19 protein-coding genes are annotated in these 17,735 nt (G+C 41.9%); 5 read left to right on the forward strand and 14 right to left on the reverse strand.

Annotated features, from left to right (window positions below; all coding sequences use genetic code 11):
- Positions 1-330 precede the first annotated feature (330 nt).
- Both BLR42_RS16025 and BLR42_RS16030 read right to left on the reverse strand, forming a co-directional pair.
- Complete coding sequence (locus BLR42_RS16025) at positions 331-2,043, reverse strand: ABC transporter ATP-binding protein (protein ID WP_091871224.1); 1,713 nt, start codon at positions 2,041-2,043, stop codon at positions 331-333.
- Positions 2,030-2,929 (reverse strand): helix-turn-helix domain-containing protein, encoded by a 900-nt coding sequence (locus BLR42_RS16030; RefSeq protein ID WP_091871226.1) that lies wholly within the window; start codon positions 2,927-2,929, stop codon positions 2,030-2,032. The genes BLR42_RS16025 and BLR42_RS16030 overlap by 14 nt, the downstream gene beginning before the upstream one ends.
- A 225-nt stretch (positions 2,930-3,154) precedes the next feature.
- On the opposite strand from BLR42_RS16030, the gene BLR42_RS16035 reads away from it, so the two are divergent.
- From BLR42_RS16035 to BLR42_RS16055, 5 genes are all read left to right on the forward strand, one after another.
- Positions 3,155-3,463, forward strand: coding sequence for an RNA polymerase sigma factor (locus BLR42_RS16035; RefSeq protein ID WP_091871229.1), 309 nt, complete (start codon positions 3,155-3,157; stop codon positions 3,461-3,463).
- Positions 3,464-3,591: 128 nt separating this feature from the next.
- Positions 3,592-4,335, forward strand: coding sequence for a hypothetical protein (locus BLR42_RS16040; RefSeq protein ID WP_091871232.1), 744 nt, complete (start codon positions 3,592-3,594; stop codon positions 4,333-4,335).
- 68 nt (positions 4,336-4,403) lie between these two features.
- Positions 4,404-4,904 (forward strand): GNAT family N-acetyltransferase, encoded by a 501-nt coding sequence (locus BLR42_RS16045; RefSeq protein ID WP_091871235.1) that lies wholly within the window; start codon positions 4,404-4,406, stop codon positions 4,902-4,904.
- Between the two features lie 2 nt (positions 4,905-4,906).
- Complete coding sequence (locus BLR42_RS16050; RefSeq protein WP_091871238.1) at positions 4,907-5,212, forward strand: hypothetical protein; 306 nt, start codon at positions 4,907-4,909, stop codon at positions 5,210-5,212.
- 129 nt (positions 5,213-5,341) lie between these two features.
- Positions 5,342-5,872, forward strand: a complete 531-nt coding sequence (locus tag BLR42_RS16055) for a GNAT family N-acetyltransferase (RefSeq protein ID WP_091871240.1) — start codon at positions 5,342-5,344, stop codon at positions 5,870-5,872.
- Between the two features lie 152 nt (positions 5,873-6,024).
- On the opposite strand, the gene BLR42_RS22900 is transcribed toward BLR42_RS16055, so the two are convergent.
- The 12 genes from BLR42_RS22900 to BLR42_RS16120 form a co-directional block, all read right to left on the reverse strand.
- Positions 6,025-6,804 (reverse strand): DUF6040 family protein, encoded by a 780-nt coding sequence (locus BLR42_RS22900; RefSeq protein ID WP_170832829.1) that lies wholly within the window; start codon positions 6,802-6,804, stop codon positions 6,025-6,027.
- A complete protein-coding gene (locus tag BLR42_RS16065; RefSeq protein ID WP_242879382.1) occupies positions 6,740-7,957 on the reverse strand; it encodes a relaxase/mobilization nuclease domain-containing protein in 1,218 nt (405 codons plus the stop codon). The genes BLR42_RS22900 and BLR42_RS16065 overlap by 65 nt, the downstream gene beginning before the upstream one ends.
- Positions 7,906-8,322 (reverse strand): plasmid mobilization protein, encoded by a 417-nt coding sequence (gene mobC / locus BLR42_RS16070; protein ID WP_278289361.1) that lies wholly within the window; start codon positions 8,320-8,322, stop codon positions 7,906-7,908. Before mobC ends, BLR42_RS16065 begins: the two co-directional genes overlap by 52 nt.
- Positions 8,323-8,968: 646 nt before the next feature.
- Positions 8,969-9,328, reverse strand: a complete 360-nt coding sequence (locus tag BLR42_RS16080; protein ID WP_091871251.1) for a hypothetical protein — start codon at positions 9,326-9,328, stop codon at positions 8,969-8,971.
- 23 nt (positions 9,329-9,351) lie between these two features.
- The gene (locus BLR42_RS16085; RefSeq protein WP_091871253.1) at positions 9,352-10,281 is read right to left on the reverse strand and encodes a ParM/StbA family protein; all 930 of its coding nucleotides are present in this window, start codon (positions 10,279-10,281) and stop codon (positions 9,352-9,354) included.
- Positions 10,282-10,317: 36 nt separating this feature from the next.
- Entirely contained in the window at positions 10,318-11,088 is a 771-nt protein-coding gene (locus BLR42_RS16090; RefSeq protein ID WP_091871256.1) for a helix-turn-helix domain-containing protein, read from the reverse strand.
- A gap of 293 nt (positions 11,089-11,381) precedes the next feature.
- Positions 11,382-11,939 (reverse strand): GNAT family N-acetyltransferase, encoded by a 558-nt coding sequence (locus tag BLR42_RS16095; protein WP_170832831.1) that lies wholly within the window; start codon positions 11,937-11,939, stop codon positions 11,382-11,384.
- Between the two features lie 16 nt (positions 11,940-11,955).
- Positions 11,956-12,396: a D-aminoacyl-tRNA deacylase gene (gene dtd / locus BLR42_RS16100; protein WP_091871261.1), complete on the reverse strand. Its 441-nt coding sequence runs from the start codon at positions 12,394-12,396 to the stop codon at positions 11,956-11,958.
- Positions 12,397-12,527: 131 nt separating this feature from the next.
- Complete coding sequence (locus tag BLR42_RS16105) at positions 12,528-13,556, reverse strand: glycoside hydrolase family 5 protein (RefSeq protein WP_022761731.1); 1,029 nt, start codon at positions 13,554-13,556, stop codon at positions 12,528-12,530.
- Between the two features lie 115 nt (positions 13,557-13,671).
- The gene (locus tag BLR42_RS16110) at positions 13,672-14,751 is read right to left on the reverse strand and encodes a PTS sugar transporter subunit IIC (protein ID WP_091871264.1); all 1,080 of its coding nucleotides are present in this window, start codon (positions 14,749-14,751) and stop codon (positions 13,672-13,674) included.
- Positions 14,752-14,852: 101 nt separating this feature from the next.
- Complete coding sequence (locus BLR42_RS16115; RefSeq protein WP_091871267.1) at positions 14,853-16,049, reverse strand: FprA family A-type flavoprotein; 1,197 nt, start codon at positions 16,047-16,049, stop codon at positions 14,853-14,855.
- A gap of 70 nt (positions 16,050-16,119) precedes the next feature.
- Positions 16,120-17,706, reverse strand: coding sequence for an NAD(P)/FAD-dependent oxidoreductase (locus BLR42_RS16120; RefSeq protein ID WP_091871269.1), 1,587 nt, complete (start codon positions 17,704-17,706; stop codon positions 16,120-16,122).
- Positions 17,707-17,735 lie beyond the last annotated feature (29 nt).

Consider the following 17,735-nt stretch of genomic DNA (forward strand, 5'->3'; position numbering starts at 1 on the left):
ATAATGAGATGTAGACTCGTAAACGGCAATCATTCCAGTCTTTTTGTTTGTGTACTTCACTATCGACATCTTTCATCCAACCTCCTTAACTGTACTTGGTACTATTTATTATATATCATACCAATATTTATGTCAATACGTGTATTGGTATTATTTAGTTATATAGTACCATTATTTTCCACAAACTTTCAATCAGAAATTAGTGCAAAATGCAGAGAGGCCGTAACCCCAGACATAATCTGAGTTTACGACCTCTTGCATCAATCAGCACTTATATATTTTTAGTCAATCATTAGACCGTGAATAGTAACGCGGCATGTGATTTTATAATTAATTACCAGCAACCATGTACAGTGAATAGAACTGCCCCTTTTCTTCCATAAGATCCTTGAAATTTCCAATCTCGCATGCTATCCCGTTTTTTAACATGATTATTTCGTCATATTGCTTCAGGATTTGCTCATCGAGTCTATGTGTGACAACGATGCGTGTCATGTTCTTTAAGGCAAGAATAGCTGTTGAAACATGCTTTGCAGTTTCGTTATCAAGGGAAGCGGTTGCTTCATCAACAAGAAGGACATTGCTTCCTTTGAGAAGACTTCGTGCAATGGCAATCCGCTGGCGTTCGCCACCGGAAAGTTTGTTTCCGTTTTCTCCGCAACTATAGTCTTCGCCCCTTTCTTTTATCACGTCCTCCAAGCCAGCAAGCTTGATTGCCCTATTAACTTCTTCATCTGGAAAAGAAGCAAACATGGTGATATTATTCCGAATGGTATCATCAAACAGGAAAATATTCTGATCTATAAGGCTCATTAGGTCATACATGCTGTCGGAAGAAAAGGATTTTACATCAGTTCCATCTATAGATAATAATCCGTCGTAGGTTCTGTATGAACCCATAAGAAGTTTTAGGAGAGTTGTTTTTCCGGATCCCGATCCGCCAACTATTGCATAACTTTTTCCGGATTCAAAGTTGCAGGATAATCCTTTGAGGATGGTCGAAGATGCTTCATATCCAAATGAAAGATTCTGCACAGCTATGTTACTCTTTATCGCCTGTGGAGCCGGAGCTCCTAATGTATTCCCTGTTTCATCTAGTATTGAGCCGAATTTATCAATAAGAACTTTTGCTGCTTTCAAGTTTGCATAACAGGTCGGGATATTCTGAACCGGTTGATTTACAAAATTGCAAAGGTTTACGAATACAAGGATGGATCCTACTGTCAGCTTCCCGCTAAAAACAAAAAGAGCTCCAATAAAAATAATGCAGAACTGAACTGCCATCCCGGAGGATTCAGAAGCTGACGTAATGATTCCCAAGTACCTGCGGCGTTTTTCTTTGGACACTTCCAGTGCATGATTTTGGGCACAAAAAACAGACTCTAAGCGCTTTTCAGCCTTAAAACATTTTATTACAGCAAAACCACTAAGTATATCCTTTAGTTTCGAAGTATAATGTTCATTTTTGTCAGAAACCTTTTTCTCCCGTCCAGCCAGTTCTTTTCCCATTAAAACGGATATTGTAACAGGCAAGAAGCTAAGAATGATCACGATAAGAGTCAGCAAGGGATTATACCAAATCATCATTGCAAGTGTCATTATCAGCATGGAAACATAGTAAACAAACAGAACAATATTATTAAGGTAATTTGTCTCAACAGAGATGGAATCATTTGTAAAAGCTGAAAGATATTTGCCGGTGTTTTCGCCTGATATTGTTGATATGGATTTTTTAGTTAGGATTTCGAATGCTTTCGTTTTATACTGACTGATTCCACGATGTACAAACCTTGCCTTTATGATTGTTGCTGCTGTATTGATAAGGAAGATTGTTGGAACACTTATGAGAACAAATATCCCAAGACGATATAGGCAAAGTCTGTCAGATGAGCTTATTGCATCCAAAGCAGCTCCAAGTTGCCATGAGATAATGAGATTACACGAAGCTCCTAGTATCTGAAATATAATAGCTGCCACGAAGGTGGCTATGTTGTTTTCATAAAGCGCTGTGCGCAGATGGTTTGCTGAATTATGGCTTTTCATTTTTCTGCTCCTTGGTTAATATTGGTTTTTTGCGGCCATTCCAATAGCAAAGATACGAATCATTCTTTTCATTTAGCCAGCGAGACAGAAGCATGAATGGAACAAAGACATCACTACTGTCATTTAATGAATAGGTTTCTATAGGGGTATCTTCAAGTTCTACCTCTGTCTTTTTGAGGATATTGCATTCTGTAAGCTTAATAAGTAATTTTTCTGTTGTTTCCACAGAAATATGGGCCGCTTTTGCTATAGCTTTTTTGGATCTATAGTTGGATTTTCTCGCATACAGTGTTCTCAATATTTCAAGTGCTCCGGGCATTGCGAGCGTAGAAAAAAGAGTACGATATTCTTCATTATCAGAAAAGTGGAGTTCGTATCCGTCTACTGGCTCTGGCATTACCATGAACAGAGGACAGTCTTCAGCCGGTATGGCAAGTTGAATTCCATTATCTAAAATGATTGCAGATCTGAACCACGCAGTCTGCTTGGGCATGCTGGCATCAATTGAGTAACAACTGCTTATAGGTAATTTTATTATTTCATTTCCATCAGCACTCTGTATATTTATGTCGACATAATATGGATGTCCAAGAGTACAACATAGTAAAGAAAATAACTTGTACATACGCTTTTCTTTAGGGAATTTTGAAAGCCAGTTCAGAAGAGTGGTTTTCATATCTTTATGAGGTTCGTTGGAGCGACCATACAGAGTGTCTATCGTAACACCAAGAGTATCTGCAATTTCCGGAAGCATTTCTGTATCAGGAGATCCACCGTTTTCCCACTTGCTGACAGCCTGGCTGGAAATTCCCAAAGCTTTCCCTAATTGCTCCTGCGTAATACCGCGCTCTTTTCTTATCTTTGCAATTGTTTGACCGATTTTCATGTGCACATTTCTCCTTGATTCAAATCACATTTGTATGATAACAAAACCAATGGTTGATAACAATGGAGGTAATTTTGAATTATTACAACTGTTAGTTGTTTTGTTGGGTTTAATTGAGAATAGCGGAGGATAGCATGTTGCTAAATCTTTATTTTGGGTGATATGTTTCTGCGGTATGAATCGTATTATAGTTAGAAGGCCTTCTAAAAAATACAGAGTTTTGTCATGGAGGAAAAAGAAGCTAGGCGGATACTGGAAACATATGCTGATATGATACTGAGGATCAGTTATAGTTACTTACGCCAGACATATGACGCAGAGGACATCTGCCAGAATGTAATACTGAAATACCTGTCCTCCCACCAAAGATTTGATAGCCGCGAGCATGAAAAAGCCTGGATAATCAGGACTACGATCAATGCCTGCAAGGACCTGAGAAAGAGCGCTTTCTTCGGAAAGACAATAGGGCTTGATGCGCTGCCGGAAAGAGCTGTGCCGGAAGAACCGGTGTCTGTACTTCCTAAATATTGGTAGCTCTCTTTTTGGAATTGGATTCCTCAAAGTAGCAATAATCTGCTTTTTTTCATTGACGCAAAAGTATATAGTAGATGTATGTATTTTGCTAGAGGGAACCAAATGTTGGTTAATGCAGGAAAAGACAAATGAGATTAGATTTTTATTATTATTCCTATCAATGTCCTCTGAATGATGACATGTTACAGCTTTTGGAAAAATATAGGGATAAACTGGATATTTATTACCATGATATTTCAGAAGATCCTGAAACTGCGAAGAATATGGGGATGTTTTATCCGACTTTGATGGTTTTGGATAATAATAAAAGGTATTATAGTCCTATCAGCAGATCATTCTTAGAACAGGTGGTTAAAGGAGCTTACCCTACCGAAAAGCCATATATGTGCACTTTATCCCAACAGGTTGTGGCAGGTAATATAGAGGCTATAACAGCCAAAAACATTGAGACAGCTTGCGAATGCTGTGAGAATGCAAACATAAGTAACTGCCGTAAAAAAGCCGGTTTTTTAAAACAGTATGGTGACTGTTATGGATTCCTTAATATGGATGACGACGGGAAAATGCTTGGTGGAGTAGAGTTTTTGCCGTCAGAAATCATTCCATACGACATTCCACGTGGTAAGCATATTGCTTTTATCACATGCATATATAGGTCTGATTCGGAATACGATTATAAGACAGCCCCATTACAAGCGCTGGAGCAGCATTTACGTGGAGAATATTCGGAAATAATCGCGATAACTGATGAAAAGGGAGTGTTTCCAAACGGGGATTTGGATTTTTTCATAAGAAACGGTTATATTGACAAAGGTGTAGTATTCAAAGATAAAAGCTATTGCACTCTGCATCTAGTATCAAAGCGACTATAGCAACTCTCAATAATGATCATTTTTTAATAATTATAGAAATAATTTACATATAGATAGGAGTCTTCTGTGTGGAAATCATTAAAAGAATAGAACCAACGGATTATAACTATGTTCTAAAACTGAATGAAGAAAATGTCGATGTCCTGATACCTACGGACAGAGAAGAACTGGAATACCTTGCAGAAAAAGCAGTGCTCTTTCATGTTATCTATGTAGATGAGAATCCTGCCGGCTTTATCATTGCCTTACGAGACGGTCTTGAGGACTATGATTTCAAGAGCTATAGATGGTTTAAAGAGCGGTATTCCAAATTCCTTTATATAGACAGAGTTGTTGTTGATAAAAAATACTGGAAAAAAGGTTTAGGACGCAAGTTATATCAATATGCATTCGATTATGCCAAAGTAAATGACATAGAGATAGTAGGCGCTGCAATTACTACTATCCCTTATAATAAAGAGAGTCTGGCTTTTCATGCAAAACAGGGCTTCCATGAGGTAGGAGAGCAGCTAATTCGTGGTGGTACTGTTAAAATATCCCAACAAATTAAAGAAAGAACTGAGGAATAGGTATGGCATTTGAAGAAGATAGCATTGTTCAGGAATGGATGGCGCACCTTTCAGATTTAAATGTTGAAACGAAAAAGATGTTCGGATGTTATTGCTTATACTGTGATGGCCAGGCTGTTGGTTGGATTCATGACAGTGTATTAAGTTTGCATGAAGTGGGACTGAGCTATATCCCTGAAGATGTCAAAAGACCCGGGAAGGATGACAAAATACAAGAGATGGTTATCCCGCTGGATTATGTGAATGCGGATTGGCTATCCCAAGCAGTTCAAGATACTGCTGATATGCGAAGAGAATGCGGGAAATGACTATGTACATTGAAGGGACTCTTTTGATTTCAACCTCAGGTTGTACAGACTTGAAATCTGCGTCATTGTGAGCAAGTTGGCAATATTCAAAAATTATTCTTCTTAGAGACATAGAAAGTGAGAGAAATTATGGAACATAAAGAGATTATTGGAAAAAGAGTCATTTTACGAGAACAAAGAGAAGAAGACGCAAAATTCTTTGCTCATTGGTTCAATCAGCCTATGGTTATGTTTCAGTGTGGCTTTGAACGCCCTACGAATGAAGAAGAGGAGAAAAAGTATATCAATGCATCCCACAAATCAGAAGATTCGGTTTGGTTTACAATCACGGACCTTGATGGAAATGTTATTGGTGAAACTGGACTGCTTCGAATGTTCCCGGATTGGCATTGTACTGATTTAACAATTATTATTCCTGATCCTAAGAGCCAGCACAAAGGGTACGGCACAGAGGCAATACGATTAATACTGGATATGGCATTTGAAGAATTTGACATGAACCGTGTATCTATAGGTGTAGTGGGGCTTAATACAGATGCTTTGGAATTTTATAAGAAGATTGGTTTTAAGCAGGAAGGCATACAGGAACAAGGGTATTATTACAATGGTGAGTACAGTGACTTCGTTATGATGCGTATTCTTCGTTGCGAATGGAAATAAAGAACACTCCGAGTTTGTCATACACACAGTAGCAAGTTATGCTCCGCCTAAAAGCTCTGCAACTGTGCATGGCTCTCCGGAAGCTAGTCTCAAAAGGACAATATTAGAAAAACCGCAATTCCAGATCCATCGATTTGGAATTGCAGTCTAAATCACATATTTTGGACCTGTATCCAAACTCTTCTTTTATTTCTGCCGTCAAAATATCCATCAAGATATATAAGGGCTACAAGATACACTATCTGGATAATTCCCAAGAACAATACGAGATTTATGCTTATAATGCTCTTGATGCCTGATCCAAATACAATCATCACAGCCAGAGATAAAAGCAGGACTTTCAGAGAAAGGTTGCACCAGCGCTTTCTGTAGTATAGCCATAGTTTGTATATTCCAAAGCTAATTCCGGCGATACTTGCAATCAGAAGTGCAAATGATAGAACCCTAAGAAGCCATGCAACTCCGGCAGAGTAAGCAAAGAGTTTTTCACTGCCATCTACATACTTGGTATAATAGGGTGTTGCCATCCATTTTGCATAGATGCTAAGGTTATTCAAAGCCCACAGAATGGGAGCTGATATGAACTCCCATGCATCCTCTAAGAAGGCAGGATAAGCCATGAGGCAGCAATATAGTGTTACGATAAGTGATCCCCATTCAATCTGTTCTCTTTTCTTAGCAGCTTTGATCTTGGTATTGGCCAGCCTTATTGCATCAGTCTTTGCAGTGATGGCTTCAGAAACCTTGCTATTAGCTTCCTCTTTACAGTCAGCAACATCCTGTCTGGCCTTAGCCTCGGCAGCCGTCTGGGCTGCCTGAGCATTTCTTACGGCTTCAACACTGGACATATTGACTAGTTTCTTTGTATCAGAGAGAAGGCCCTGAGTGGTGGTGAGTTCTTCTTCGAGCTTCTGCTGCTCTTTCCTGGTCAAGAGTCCTGCGCTGTTCCTCAAGCTGTCGTTCTCTGTCACGAGCTGCTGATTCACGATCTGCACGGAGGATATCTCTGCTCTGAGATCTGCTATTACAGATGTCAAATCTGACTTCTCTGACAAGGCGGTCTGTATCTGATTCCTCAGGTCCTCTATCGTTTCGTCCTTCTGCTTCAGCACTGCTTTCTGCTCCTGTATTGCCTTCGACTGAGCCTCCACCACCAAGTCCAGCGATGGCTGATTCAACTTCTGCATAGTATCTCTCGAAGTCTGCTGGGATGAGTTCTGCTGAAGATTCTCTTTCTTCGTCTGCTCTGTTGTCACTGAGTCTGATTTCTTTCTGTCTTTCAAATTCATTTGTAAGTGCCTCCTTGTTCACGTGTAGACCTGCAAAGGTCTTTTCAATTTTGCTGTCACGGACTTTATCTCCGTTTTCATTTTCAAATACTATATGCTTGCGCTTATCCTCCCACTTCACAGACCAGCCTTTCTCTGCCATTCCGGAAATGAATTCCTCTTTGCTGGCTGACTTTGGGATTACTTCCATAAGAGTAATTCCGCAGTCTGCCAAAAAGCTCTTTTTTGAGTCATTGGTAAGAAGCTTGTAAGTATTCTTGTTCCATGTGATGATCTCGCCTGACTCGATAGGAGTACCATCAAAGTGATGTCCTTTCTCAGCTACATGCAGTCCTCTTTCACGGCAAAGGTTGTTGGTAAATACCTTCTGCTGTTCCAAGTCTTTTTTAGACTGATGGAGCTTTCTGCCATCAATATAGGAAACGCTGTTGGTTACGATATGACAGTGAAGGTGGTCTCTGTCCTGATGAACTGCAATAAGGCTCTGGTGCCCTGAAAAGAATTCCTCCGTAAAAGCCCTTCCTATTTCAAGGACTTCAGCAGGAGTGACCTGTTCATCTTTGTGAAAACTGATGACGTTATGAGCACACATCCTTCCCGAATCCTTATCCCACAGTTTCTTTTCTTCCAACCAGGCCCTATACACCGCATCGTAGTTGACTGTAGGTTCAAGATAAGGCCCGATCACATCCAGATAGCCTTCCCTGACCTTTTCATCCTTTAGTACGTACTCTATGGTGTTCCTCAAGCCCCCGTGGCTTTTAGCGGGCTTACCGACTGCCTTATTAATCGCCATCTGTTATCATCCTCCTTTCGAAATTCCAAAATCATATCAGCAATCTCATCCATTTTTTCTACTGTTGGTAAGAGACCCTGACCATTTGCAACATGTGCCATCTGATTAATGTTGGTGGCTATTCCTCTTAGCTGCCTGTCCTGATCAGCAAAATTCCTGCTGATATCCTTTATTACCTCTAACTCCTTGGCAGAGGCGATGTTTGAGTCACGGATTGCACTTATGATAAATGACTGCTGTGTCAATCCGGATTCTTTTATTTTTTCCTGTAATCCATCATATTCAAAATCATTCATGCGTATGGTGATTGCTTTATTTCTTCTGCGTTTAGCTTTTGACATGCTTATCATGCTCCTTTCATATATATTCGCTGGTTTCCAAAGGGAAGCGGATCCCTTTGGCGGAGTGCAGAGGCAGAGCCTCTAGACTATCGAACGTAGAAAAAGAAATTATCCGGGGGATGATTTCTTTTTCTGAAGTCCGGTAGTCGGCTCCGGTGTGCAGAGGTTGGATAAACCTTTGCTGGGGGTTCCAAGGGGGCAAAGCCCATCTGGCAAGTTTAGCGAAAGAGAGAATGCCGATAGGCGTTTTCGATGAAGCGGTGCAATGTGGCTTGCCACTTTGCGAAACTTGCCATATTTTTCCATCGCCGATACGGCATTTAAGTATGGGGCGGTGCGTCGGGGCGATGGGAAAATATGTGGTCTTGCGATTTGCCCGGGAGGAGATACACGATGCCGGTATGGAGAGCATGAATGTCAGTTCCGCCAGGAAGTGGTGTTCATGTTCTTCATACTGGCAAACGAAGAAGGAGCAAACAGTCTGGTGGACTATTTGCCCCTTCGCAGTGGTCTTGTATCTACGGCTCGGGAAGAAATGATATGGGTGCGAACAGCGCCTATATCATTTCTGGTAAATCGCCTCGCGTCAGCGAGCAATCTCAGTTTTCGCTCCCATGGCATCATTTTGATGCCATATGAATTTTTGTGGTGGCTCCAAAGTGATGCCACGTTAAAATTCATCAAGAAAACTGAGGGCTTCTTTGCTGACAGCCCTATATTCATATGTCTGTGGTTCATCCTTGGCTATTGTGGTCGAATTCACATTACTTTCGGTTACAGGCATTTCTTTATCCTGTATTTGAACTGCACCTATTTTATTTACAACCAAATCTGCGATTCTTTCTGCCACAGTGTTCAATGAAGAACCTTCCGTGGACTCAGTATTTAATGCACCCTTACATATAAGTCTGAGAGCCACTGCATTCTTGGATGTGTTTTCTTCTTCAGAAATCCTTTGGAGTAATTCCCAGGCTTCTTTATCCTGGGGGTTATCCATACGAAATCTGAGGCTCAATCTCTTTTCTGACATACAGTCACCTCCGGGAAAAGAGCTTAAGCTCCCTTCCTAAGCTGGTGCTGTGCGTTATAGAGTTCCTCGTAGCCCTTGGCTGTAGCACAGATATCTTCAACGATCTCTACGCTTGAAGCATCATATTTTCCGAAGTTCCTTATAAGGCACCCACCGCCTCCGATGATATGGAGCTTAACAAGTTCCGGATCATACTCATATTCGCTGAGCTTATCGAAGATCATCTCGGTATATCTGACCGCCTCGCGCCTCATCACATTCTGGATTCTCTCGGATACATCAGCAGTACCGTAAATGAGGAAATCTTCAATAACGCTTTCATCAGGAACCTTTCCGCATTCTGCCTGAACTTCATTCATGATTCTTTTAACACACTCATGAACACCGATCTTGTCGGTAAACTTCTTGTCGGAAAGAGGGCGGCCATTTGTGATCACAAGTGTGTTCATGGTGCCGTTTCCAATATCTGCCAGCATGTGAACTCCCTTATAGTCCTGCAGAGAAGCCGCAACAGCAGCATATCCCTGAGGATATATCGCTACATCGCAGATTCTGATGTGATAATACCTGCCACAGAATCTGTAGCTGACTTCCTTTCTTCTCATGAGGTAGTCCCTGAAGGAATCCTTCTGCTTGGACATCCAGTGTAGCGGAAGTCCTACAGCAAGGATCACATCAGCTGATCTTAAGCCTCTAAGCTCAAGTTCTTTCGCCACAGCAGCAAGGGTTAAGATGTAGTAGTCATTATCTCCATCCTTATTAGCAATGAAAACCTTATGGTTCTCACCGATGACATAATACATGCCGTCAAGCTGCAATACGTTGGTCGCTATTGCAGGCTCTTCGCCATATGCCTTAACTCCGCTCTTGAAGACCTCGTTTCTGGTCTTCATGTTTCCATAACCGTGATCAATTCCGATCACTAACTTTCCATCAAAAAACAAATCTTTCATACCTTAAATTCCTCCATTCTCTCGAATAATTGTTCATCAGTTGCACAGAAGCTGTCTTTCCAGCTCCTCAAAGTCATAGTCATTTCTCTGCTCGAAGTTGCAAAATGCATTCTTCCTTGGCGGCGCACCAGGCATTGTAGCCGGGCGGGCCTGCCTTTCCTTACACCAGGCCTTTATAGTCTCGTAGTTAAGGCATCCCCTATAGCCGCGATCCTTGATACGCTGTATCTGGTAGTCAACACTTCCCTTGCCAAACTCCGAAACCAGATCTTCATATTCGCTGTCCGTGAGTGTGTCCTCCTCACTACACACTTCTTTAGTAATAGATTTATAGTTATTAGATATATTATTAATATATTGTGGCGGATTCTCCGGACACGGTTTTTCCGCATGCGGATTTACCGCATCCGGTTTTTCAGGACACGGTGAAGAGTCAGGTTTTATCGAGAATTCCTTAATAACCTTTCTCTTGGGATCAGTAGGATCTGTTGGCTGTGTTGGCTCTGTCGGAATGACAGGTGTCTCATGGACTTCAAGGATTGTAGAATCAAACTTTCCTCCGCCGTCCCTACTTTGTTCCCTGGTGATATAGCCTTTATCTATGAGACTGTTCAGCGTCTTAGATACCTTATCTTTTCCATCCGGAAGGATCTGACACAGGCCTTTGATGGTAAGCTGCCAGCTATCCGGTAAGGAAAGAAGAGTCAGAAGCATACCACGTTCTGTAAGCGATAAGCTTCTGTCTCTCATAATATTCTGAGAAACCAATGTGTAGTTTCCCTGAGTTTTGTTCTTTAGTACTGCCATTAAACTTTTTCTCCTCCCCTTTACAGGTACAAAAAAAGCTCTCTGAGAATCTCCTGGATAGGATTCTCAAAAAGCTTTCTGTTCTAACTTTTGTTCTAACTTTTTTGCTTTATTCTGTTTTTATTCTGTGTTACCTCATGTTATACTGTATATGCAATCCTATAGAAATGCAGGAAATAAGCGGCTTTGTAACAAAACGGTATAAGATAAAAAGTCCGTAACGATATTCGGGACGCAGAGGCCGCAGGTTCAAATCCTGTCATTCCGACTAAAGTTTAAGGACTTGAAGAGATTCAAGTCCTTAATTTTTTGCTTTCGGTATTATCCTGCTCTCTTTTATCCATAAGAAATCCGATAACCGTGCCTATTACAACTCCTGAAATTGTTCCCATCCACAAGTTTGACAGAGTTATTCCGATAATAAACCCGGCTATCATTCCAATCATGACATATAAACCTGTCCAGGAAGTCTTCTGCTTTTTCATGGAGTAATAATCATTTCCGTCCTTAAATTCCCGAAGGACGTAGCCTGCTTTTTCGAGCCCTCGGACAAGGTTCTCGTTCTCATGTCTGCAGACAGTGCAGATTTCCTTAACCTTCTCGGATTTAAATACAAAGCTGGCCACTGCATAAAATATCTCCGAAATATGTCCCCCTTTATAGGTCTCATCAAATGAAACACTAAAATGGATCTCCCCATGGACGTTGGTATTCTCAAAGCTAAGGCTGCCTATCTTCTTTTTCTCTCCACTCTTTAGGCATACATCCCACTCTTCATCCCAAAGATTCTCCATATTTTGTGGCTGTATTATAAAATGCCCGGTATCAAGCGGTAAAACATTCTCTTTCATATCCATATCCTCGTTTCTATTTATCTATATCCAGCACAATAGTCACCGGCCCGTCATTTACCGATTCAACCTTCATATCTGCCCCAAATTCGCCTGTTTGTACGTTAAAGCCCCTGTCCCTGCACTCGGAAACCACAAGCTCATATAAAGGCTCTGAGACCTCCGGTCTTGCAGCGTCCGTAAAGCCCGGTCTTCTTGAACTGCAGTCCGCATATAAAGTAAATTGACTTACTATCAAAAGTTCAGCCCCCGCATCTTTGGGGTTAATATTCATTTTACCATTCTCATCCTCAAAAATCCTGAGTCCACAGATTTTATCGGCAATCTTTTTTGCTTCTTGCTCTGTATCACCCACCTTGACTCCCAGAAGAACCAAAAAGCCCTTTCCTATCTCTGAAACCTTCTTACCATCTATTGTAACTGAAGCAGATAATACCCTTGTTAAAACCGCTCGCATTTCATCCTCCCATTCATAAAGCCTTACGGCAGTATCAACCTTTATTTTACAGGAAAATCAAAGATTTTTGCAGAAAAAAATACCTTCCCAGAATATTAGGGAAGGTATCTATAGTCTCGTAATATGAAATATTACATCATCTTAAGCACTTCATCTCTCACACCGTCCATACGGGCATCAGAGAGACCAAAATCCATCTCTTTGTAGCTCCATGCAGCACGTCCGATATTGTACTTGTTAAAGCAGGTTCCAATTGCTGTATACCACTTTAATGCATCCTCGGGAGTAGCTCTCTCGATAACACCGTACTCACCGCAATAAAGTGCAACGTTTCTCTCCTCGGCTACTCTTACAGCCTCCTGCATATACTGCTCAAAGTACTCGATTCCAAGCTTCTTATCGGGATCATCAACTTTGATTTCCTCAGGTCTGTTTCCAAGCTGAGCAAAAGCATTCTCATCATACTGACGATATGTGGAATCAAAAGCCATACGGAAGTTCGGATCCATAGTCTCAATCCACGGTGCTCCCTGATGTGTGAAGATCAAAGGCTCATAGCAGTGGAAATTGTAAACCACGTTCTCATCATAAGGATCACAGATGTCCTTGAGTGCAACAATACTGTTGTTGTAATAACCGCCAAGAAGAATCTTGATTGTCGGAGCATAAACTCTGATTCTCTTGATGCACTCGGTTGAAATGCGATTCCAGGTCTCACCGTACTCAGGCTTTGTTACCTCATTTAAAAGCTCAAAGGCAAGTCTGTCTTCATATTTTCCGAAACGCTGAGCAAACTGCTCCCAAAGCTTATAGAAGCGCTCCTGGAATTTCTCATTTTCAAAGAATCCCGCTTCCTGCTCGCCGCTGTCAAAGCTGTAGCCATAAGTCTTATGAAGATCAAGAACTGTATTAAGACCATATTTTCCGGTCCAGTCAAGAGCCTTCTGGATATATGCGAAGCCTTCCTCTTTATAAGTTCCGTCCTTCTCCTCTACAAGATCGTAGTCTACAGGAATTCTTATATGATCAAGACCCCAGCTCTTTATCTTCTCGATATCGCTCTCTGTAATAAAATTGTCGTAACGCTCTTTGGTATGATCGCACTGTGACAGCCATCCACCAAGGTTTATTCCATGTGAAAATCCCGGGAATTGTTTCATTTCATTCTCTCCTTAAATTTTATTTGAAATAGAAATCTACAGGTGACTATTTTATTACTGCATATATCTTATTTTATACTAAAACCATATTATTTTTATCAAAATCATGGCCTTATTATGATAATTTAAGGTCACCCTCACCAATCCAGCCGATTTTTCTGAAAAATGCTCCGAAAATGCATGTAAGAACTGCAGGAAGGACAAAGCAGATAAGCACAAGGCCCAGCCAGTCAAATCCGGTAATGCCTGCCTTTGCTCCTGTAGCAACATCGTTTACCCATCCGGCATAAACACCGATCTGTCCGACAAGTCCGCAGGTTCCCATTCCGGAAGCAACCGCACTTGCGGGATCGTTCATCTGAAGGTGGAAAACGCAGGTCGCGATAGGTCCTGTAATCGCACTGGTAAGAATCGGTGCAATCCAGATCTTAGGATTTTTAACAATGTTTCCCATCTGAAGCATTGATGTTCCGATTCCCTGTGAAATGAGACCACCCCATTTATTTTCTTTAAATGACATGAAGGCGAAACCGACCATCTGTGCACAGCATCCTGCTACGGCAGCTCCTCCCGCAAGACCAGTAAGTCCAAGTGCTGCGCAGATTGCTGCAGAGGAAATAGGTAAAGTAAGAGCAATTCCCACAACCACGGAAACAATGATTCCCATGAGGAACGGCTGCTGCTCCGTAGCCCACATAACCACGCCTCCGACTGAGGAAGCTGCAGTTCCTATAGCAGGAGCAATTAAGGCTGCAAGCCCTACACCCACAAGAATAGTCACTATCGGGGTTACAAGAATATCTACCTTTGTTTCTTTGGATACCGCTTTTCCGAACTCAGCGGCAATTATTGCTATGAAAAGAACAGCAAGCGGGCCACCGGCTCCGGATCCACCCGAAAGTGTTGTACTTCCCAGAGCATTAGCTGCATATCCAACCGTTACAAGTGAAAAAAGTACAAGGGGCGGTGCCTGTAGCGCATAACCAATCGCTACGGCCATAGCTGCTCCGCTCATCGACGAAGCATACTTACCAATCTCGGATAACCACGCAAGTCCGCACTGTGTGCCAATGGTGTTAAGAATTGTTCCAATCAGCAGCGACGCAAACAATCCCTGCGCCATTGCAGACAGTGCCTCGATACCGTATTTCTTTCCGGAGATTACGATATTCTTTCTTTTCAAAAACTCTTTCATTACTCCTCCTTGCCTCCTTATATCAGCCTCTTTAGGCTGTATACGTGAAGGTCTTAAAAAATTAGTAGTTTCCGAACACGCCCCCATACGCGTTCATAGATTTATGCTTCAACGACAGCTGTCACGAAGGCTTCAAGCTCCGGTTCATCTGTCACATGAAGTGCACTCTTGATCGTGAGAACAGGCTCTACTATAGTTACATTTTTAAGAGTCTGAAGCTTCTCTGTCATGAGTTTACCTGAAGCAGGTGCCCAGGTTCCGTTTTGCGCAAGTGCGAATATTCTGTTCTGAACTGTAAGCGCCTGGCAGTCTGACAGGAAGTTCTCCATAGGAATATATATTCCGTTATTATATGTAGGACAAAACAGTACAATCTTGCCGCAGCGCCAAACCTCGGATATCAGCTTTGAAGGATGGGTCTGTGATACGTCATAAACACTGACCTTCTTTCCGCTCTTTTCACGAATCATGGCTGCTGCTCTCTGCGCCGCACTCTCTGTATGTCCGTAGAGACTTCCGTAAATGACAACAATTTCGTCATCCTCGGGAGTATAGGTGCTCCACTTCTGATATTTATCTATAAACCATGCTATATTCTCTCTCCAGATCGGACCATGAAGCGGACAGATATATTTAATGTCGATGGCTGCGGCCTTCTTAAGAACTGCCTGAACCTGCATACCGTATTTGCCAACAATATTAGCATAGTACCTTCTGGCCTCGTCAAGGAATTTCTTCTCGAAATCATATTCATCCGCAAAAATTCCCGCATCTATTGCACCGAAAGTACCGAATGCATCAGCACTAAACAATGCTCCGGTTGCCTTGTCATAGGTAAACATTGCTTCCGGCCAGTGCACCATAGGTGCCATTACAAAGGTCAGCGTGTGCTTACCAAGCTCAAGGGTATCTCCTTCAGCAACAGTGATTTTACTCTGAGCGCCGAGCTCCGGGAAAAACTGTGACAGGAAAGTGAAAGTTTTAGCATTACCAACCAGCGTTACCTCAGGATACATAGCAACAACAGTAGCTATCTGTGAGCAGTGGTCAGGCTCCATATGATTAATGATCAGATAATCAAGCTTCTTATCACCGAGAACACCGGCTACATTCTCCAAAAACTGATCGGAGATTGAAATATCGGCCGTATCAAAAAGCGCTGTGTTTTCATCCGCAATCACATAGCTGTTGTAAGATACGCCATCCTCAAGAGGGAAGATATTCTCAAATCTTGAGAGTCTTCTGTCGCTTCCTCCAACCCAGTAAGTTTCATCTGTAATCTTTGTGTAGTTGATCATTGTTTCTGCCTCCTTTTACCCTCATCTTTTAAAAACGGACGCCAATACTGTAATTGGCGCCCGTATAAAATCAGTCTATTTCTATCTCTTCGTCCTCTGGATTCTTTGCCTCCGTGGATTCATGATATTCTTTCTCTGTATTAACACTCCAGATGTTGCTCCTGTCGCGTGTGCCTGAAAGAATATTCTTTACAGTTTCAAAAGAAGTGCACATTGAGTGGTCTATATTGTTGTATCTGTGCTGTCCGTTACGTCCAACGCAGAAAAGGTTGTCGATGGTGTTGAGATAATCTACAAGTGTGTCCATCTCATCATAGGTGTCAAAGTAAGCCGGATATGCCTTTTTAACACGCTCTACATGATAATCAAGAACCTCTTTTTCCTCATCGATGAGGTTGATCTTAACCATCTCCTTGATTGCCATCTTGGCAAACTCATCATCTGTCATACTCCACATGGAATCGCCTTCGTTGCAGAAATACTCAAGACCCATCCATACGGTATTATCAATATCCTTAACAAGATAAGGTGACCAGTTGTTGTAGATCTGGAAACGTCCCATAGATACGCTGCGATCATGAACATATACCCAGTTATCCGGAACGATGTTTCCAATTGTTTTGGTGCTTGTCTTATTCTCGAGATTAAGATGCGGAATAAGAACACCCAGTGTCATGTAATCTCTGTAAGGAAGTCCTGCTGCGATTCTTGCAGGATCAGCGGGAACATCATTCATTCCTGCCACGAGATCCTTTATAGGCATGGAGCTTATTATGTAATCACCCTCTATGGTGACATTCTGTCCATCCTTCACATAAGTAACACCTGTGAGATGTTCTCCATCCTTATTAATCTTGGTAACCTTGGCACCTGTAATTATGGTACCGCCCTTTTTCTGAATTTCGGATGCGGTTACGTCCCAGAGCTGTCCGGGACCGAGCTTCGGATAGCTGAACTCTTCGATAAGAGATGTCTCAACCTTTCCGCCTGTCTTGCCGCTCTTTTTCTTAAATGCATTGGCAAGAACCGCCATTATGGAGACACCTTTAACGCGCTGAGCTCCCCAGCTGGGATCGATCTCGGAAGGATGTCTGCCCCAGAGGTTAGCTGTGTAGTGCTCAAAGAACATTGAGTAAAGCTTCTTACCGAAACGATTTACATAGAAATCTTCAAGTGAATTCTCTTTACGCTTAAAGAGCATCGCCTTTATGTATGAAAAGCCTGCTACGATAGTTGTGCCGAGTCCCATGTTCGTGAAAGTCTCAACCTTCAGTGTTATGGGATAATCAAAAAATTTGCCGTTAAAGAAAATACGTGAAATACGATTTCTTCTAAGCATAACCCTATCCTCTGTCTCAGGATCGGGACCGCCCTTTACAACAGTAGACGGACGTTTTAAAACTATATCATCATAGGACGGGCTTCCCTGTCTGGGGAGCATATTATCCCACCATTCATTAACTTCAGGGACCTTGGAGAAAAATCTGTGTCCTCCCATGTCCATACGGTTTCCTTTATACTCAACCGTTCTGGAAATACCGCCGAACTTGTCTGTCTCCTCAAGGACAACAACTTCTATATCGTTGGTTTTTTCCAATAACTCATATGCTGCCGTAAGTCCGGCCGGACCGGCACCTATGATCAATGCTTTCTTCATCTTACTATTTGCTCCACTATCTTATTAAT

It is taken from the genome of Butyrivibrio sp. INlla16, assembly GCF_900104155.1.
Classification (GTDB): Bacteria; Bacillota; Clostridia; order Lachnospirales; family Lachnospiraceae; genus Butyrivibrio.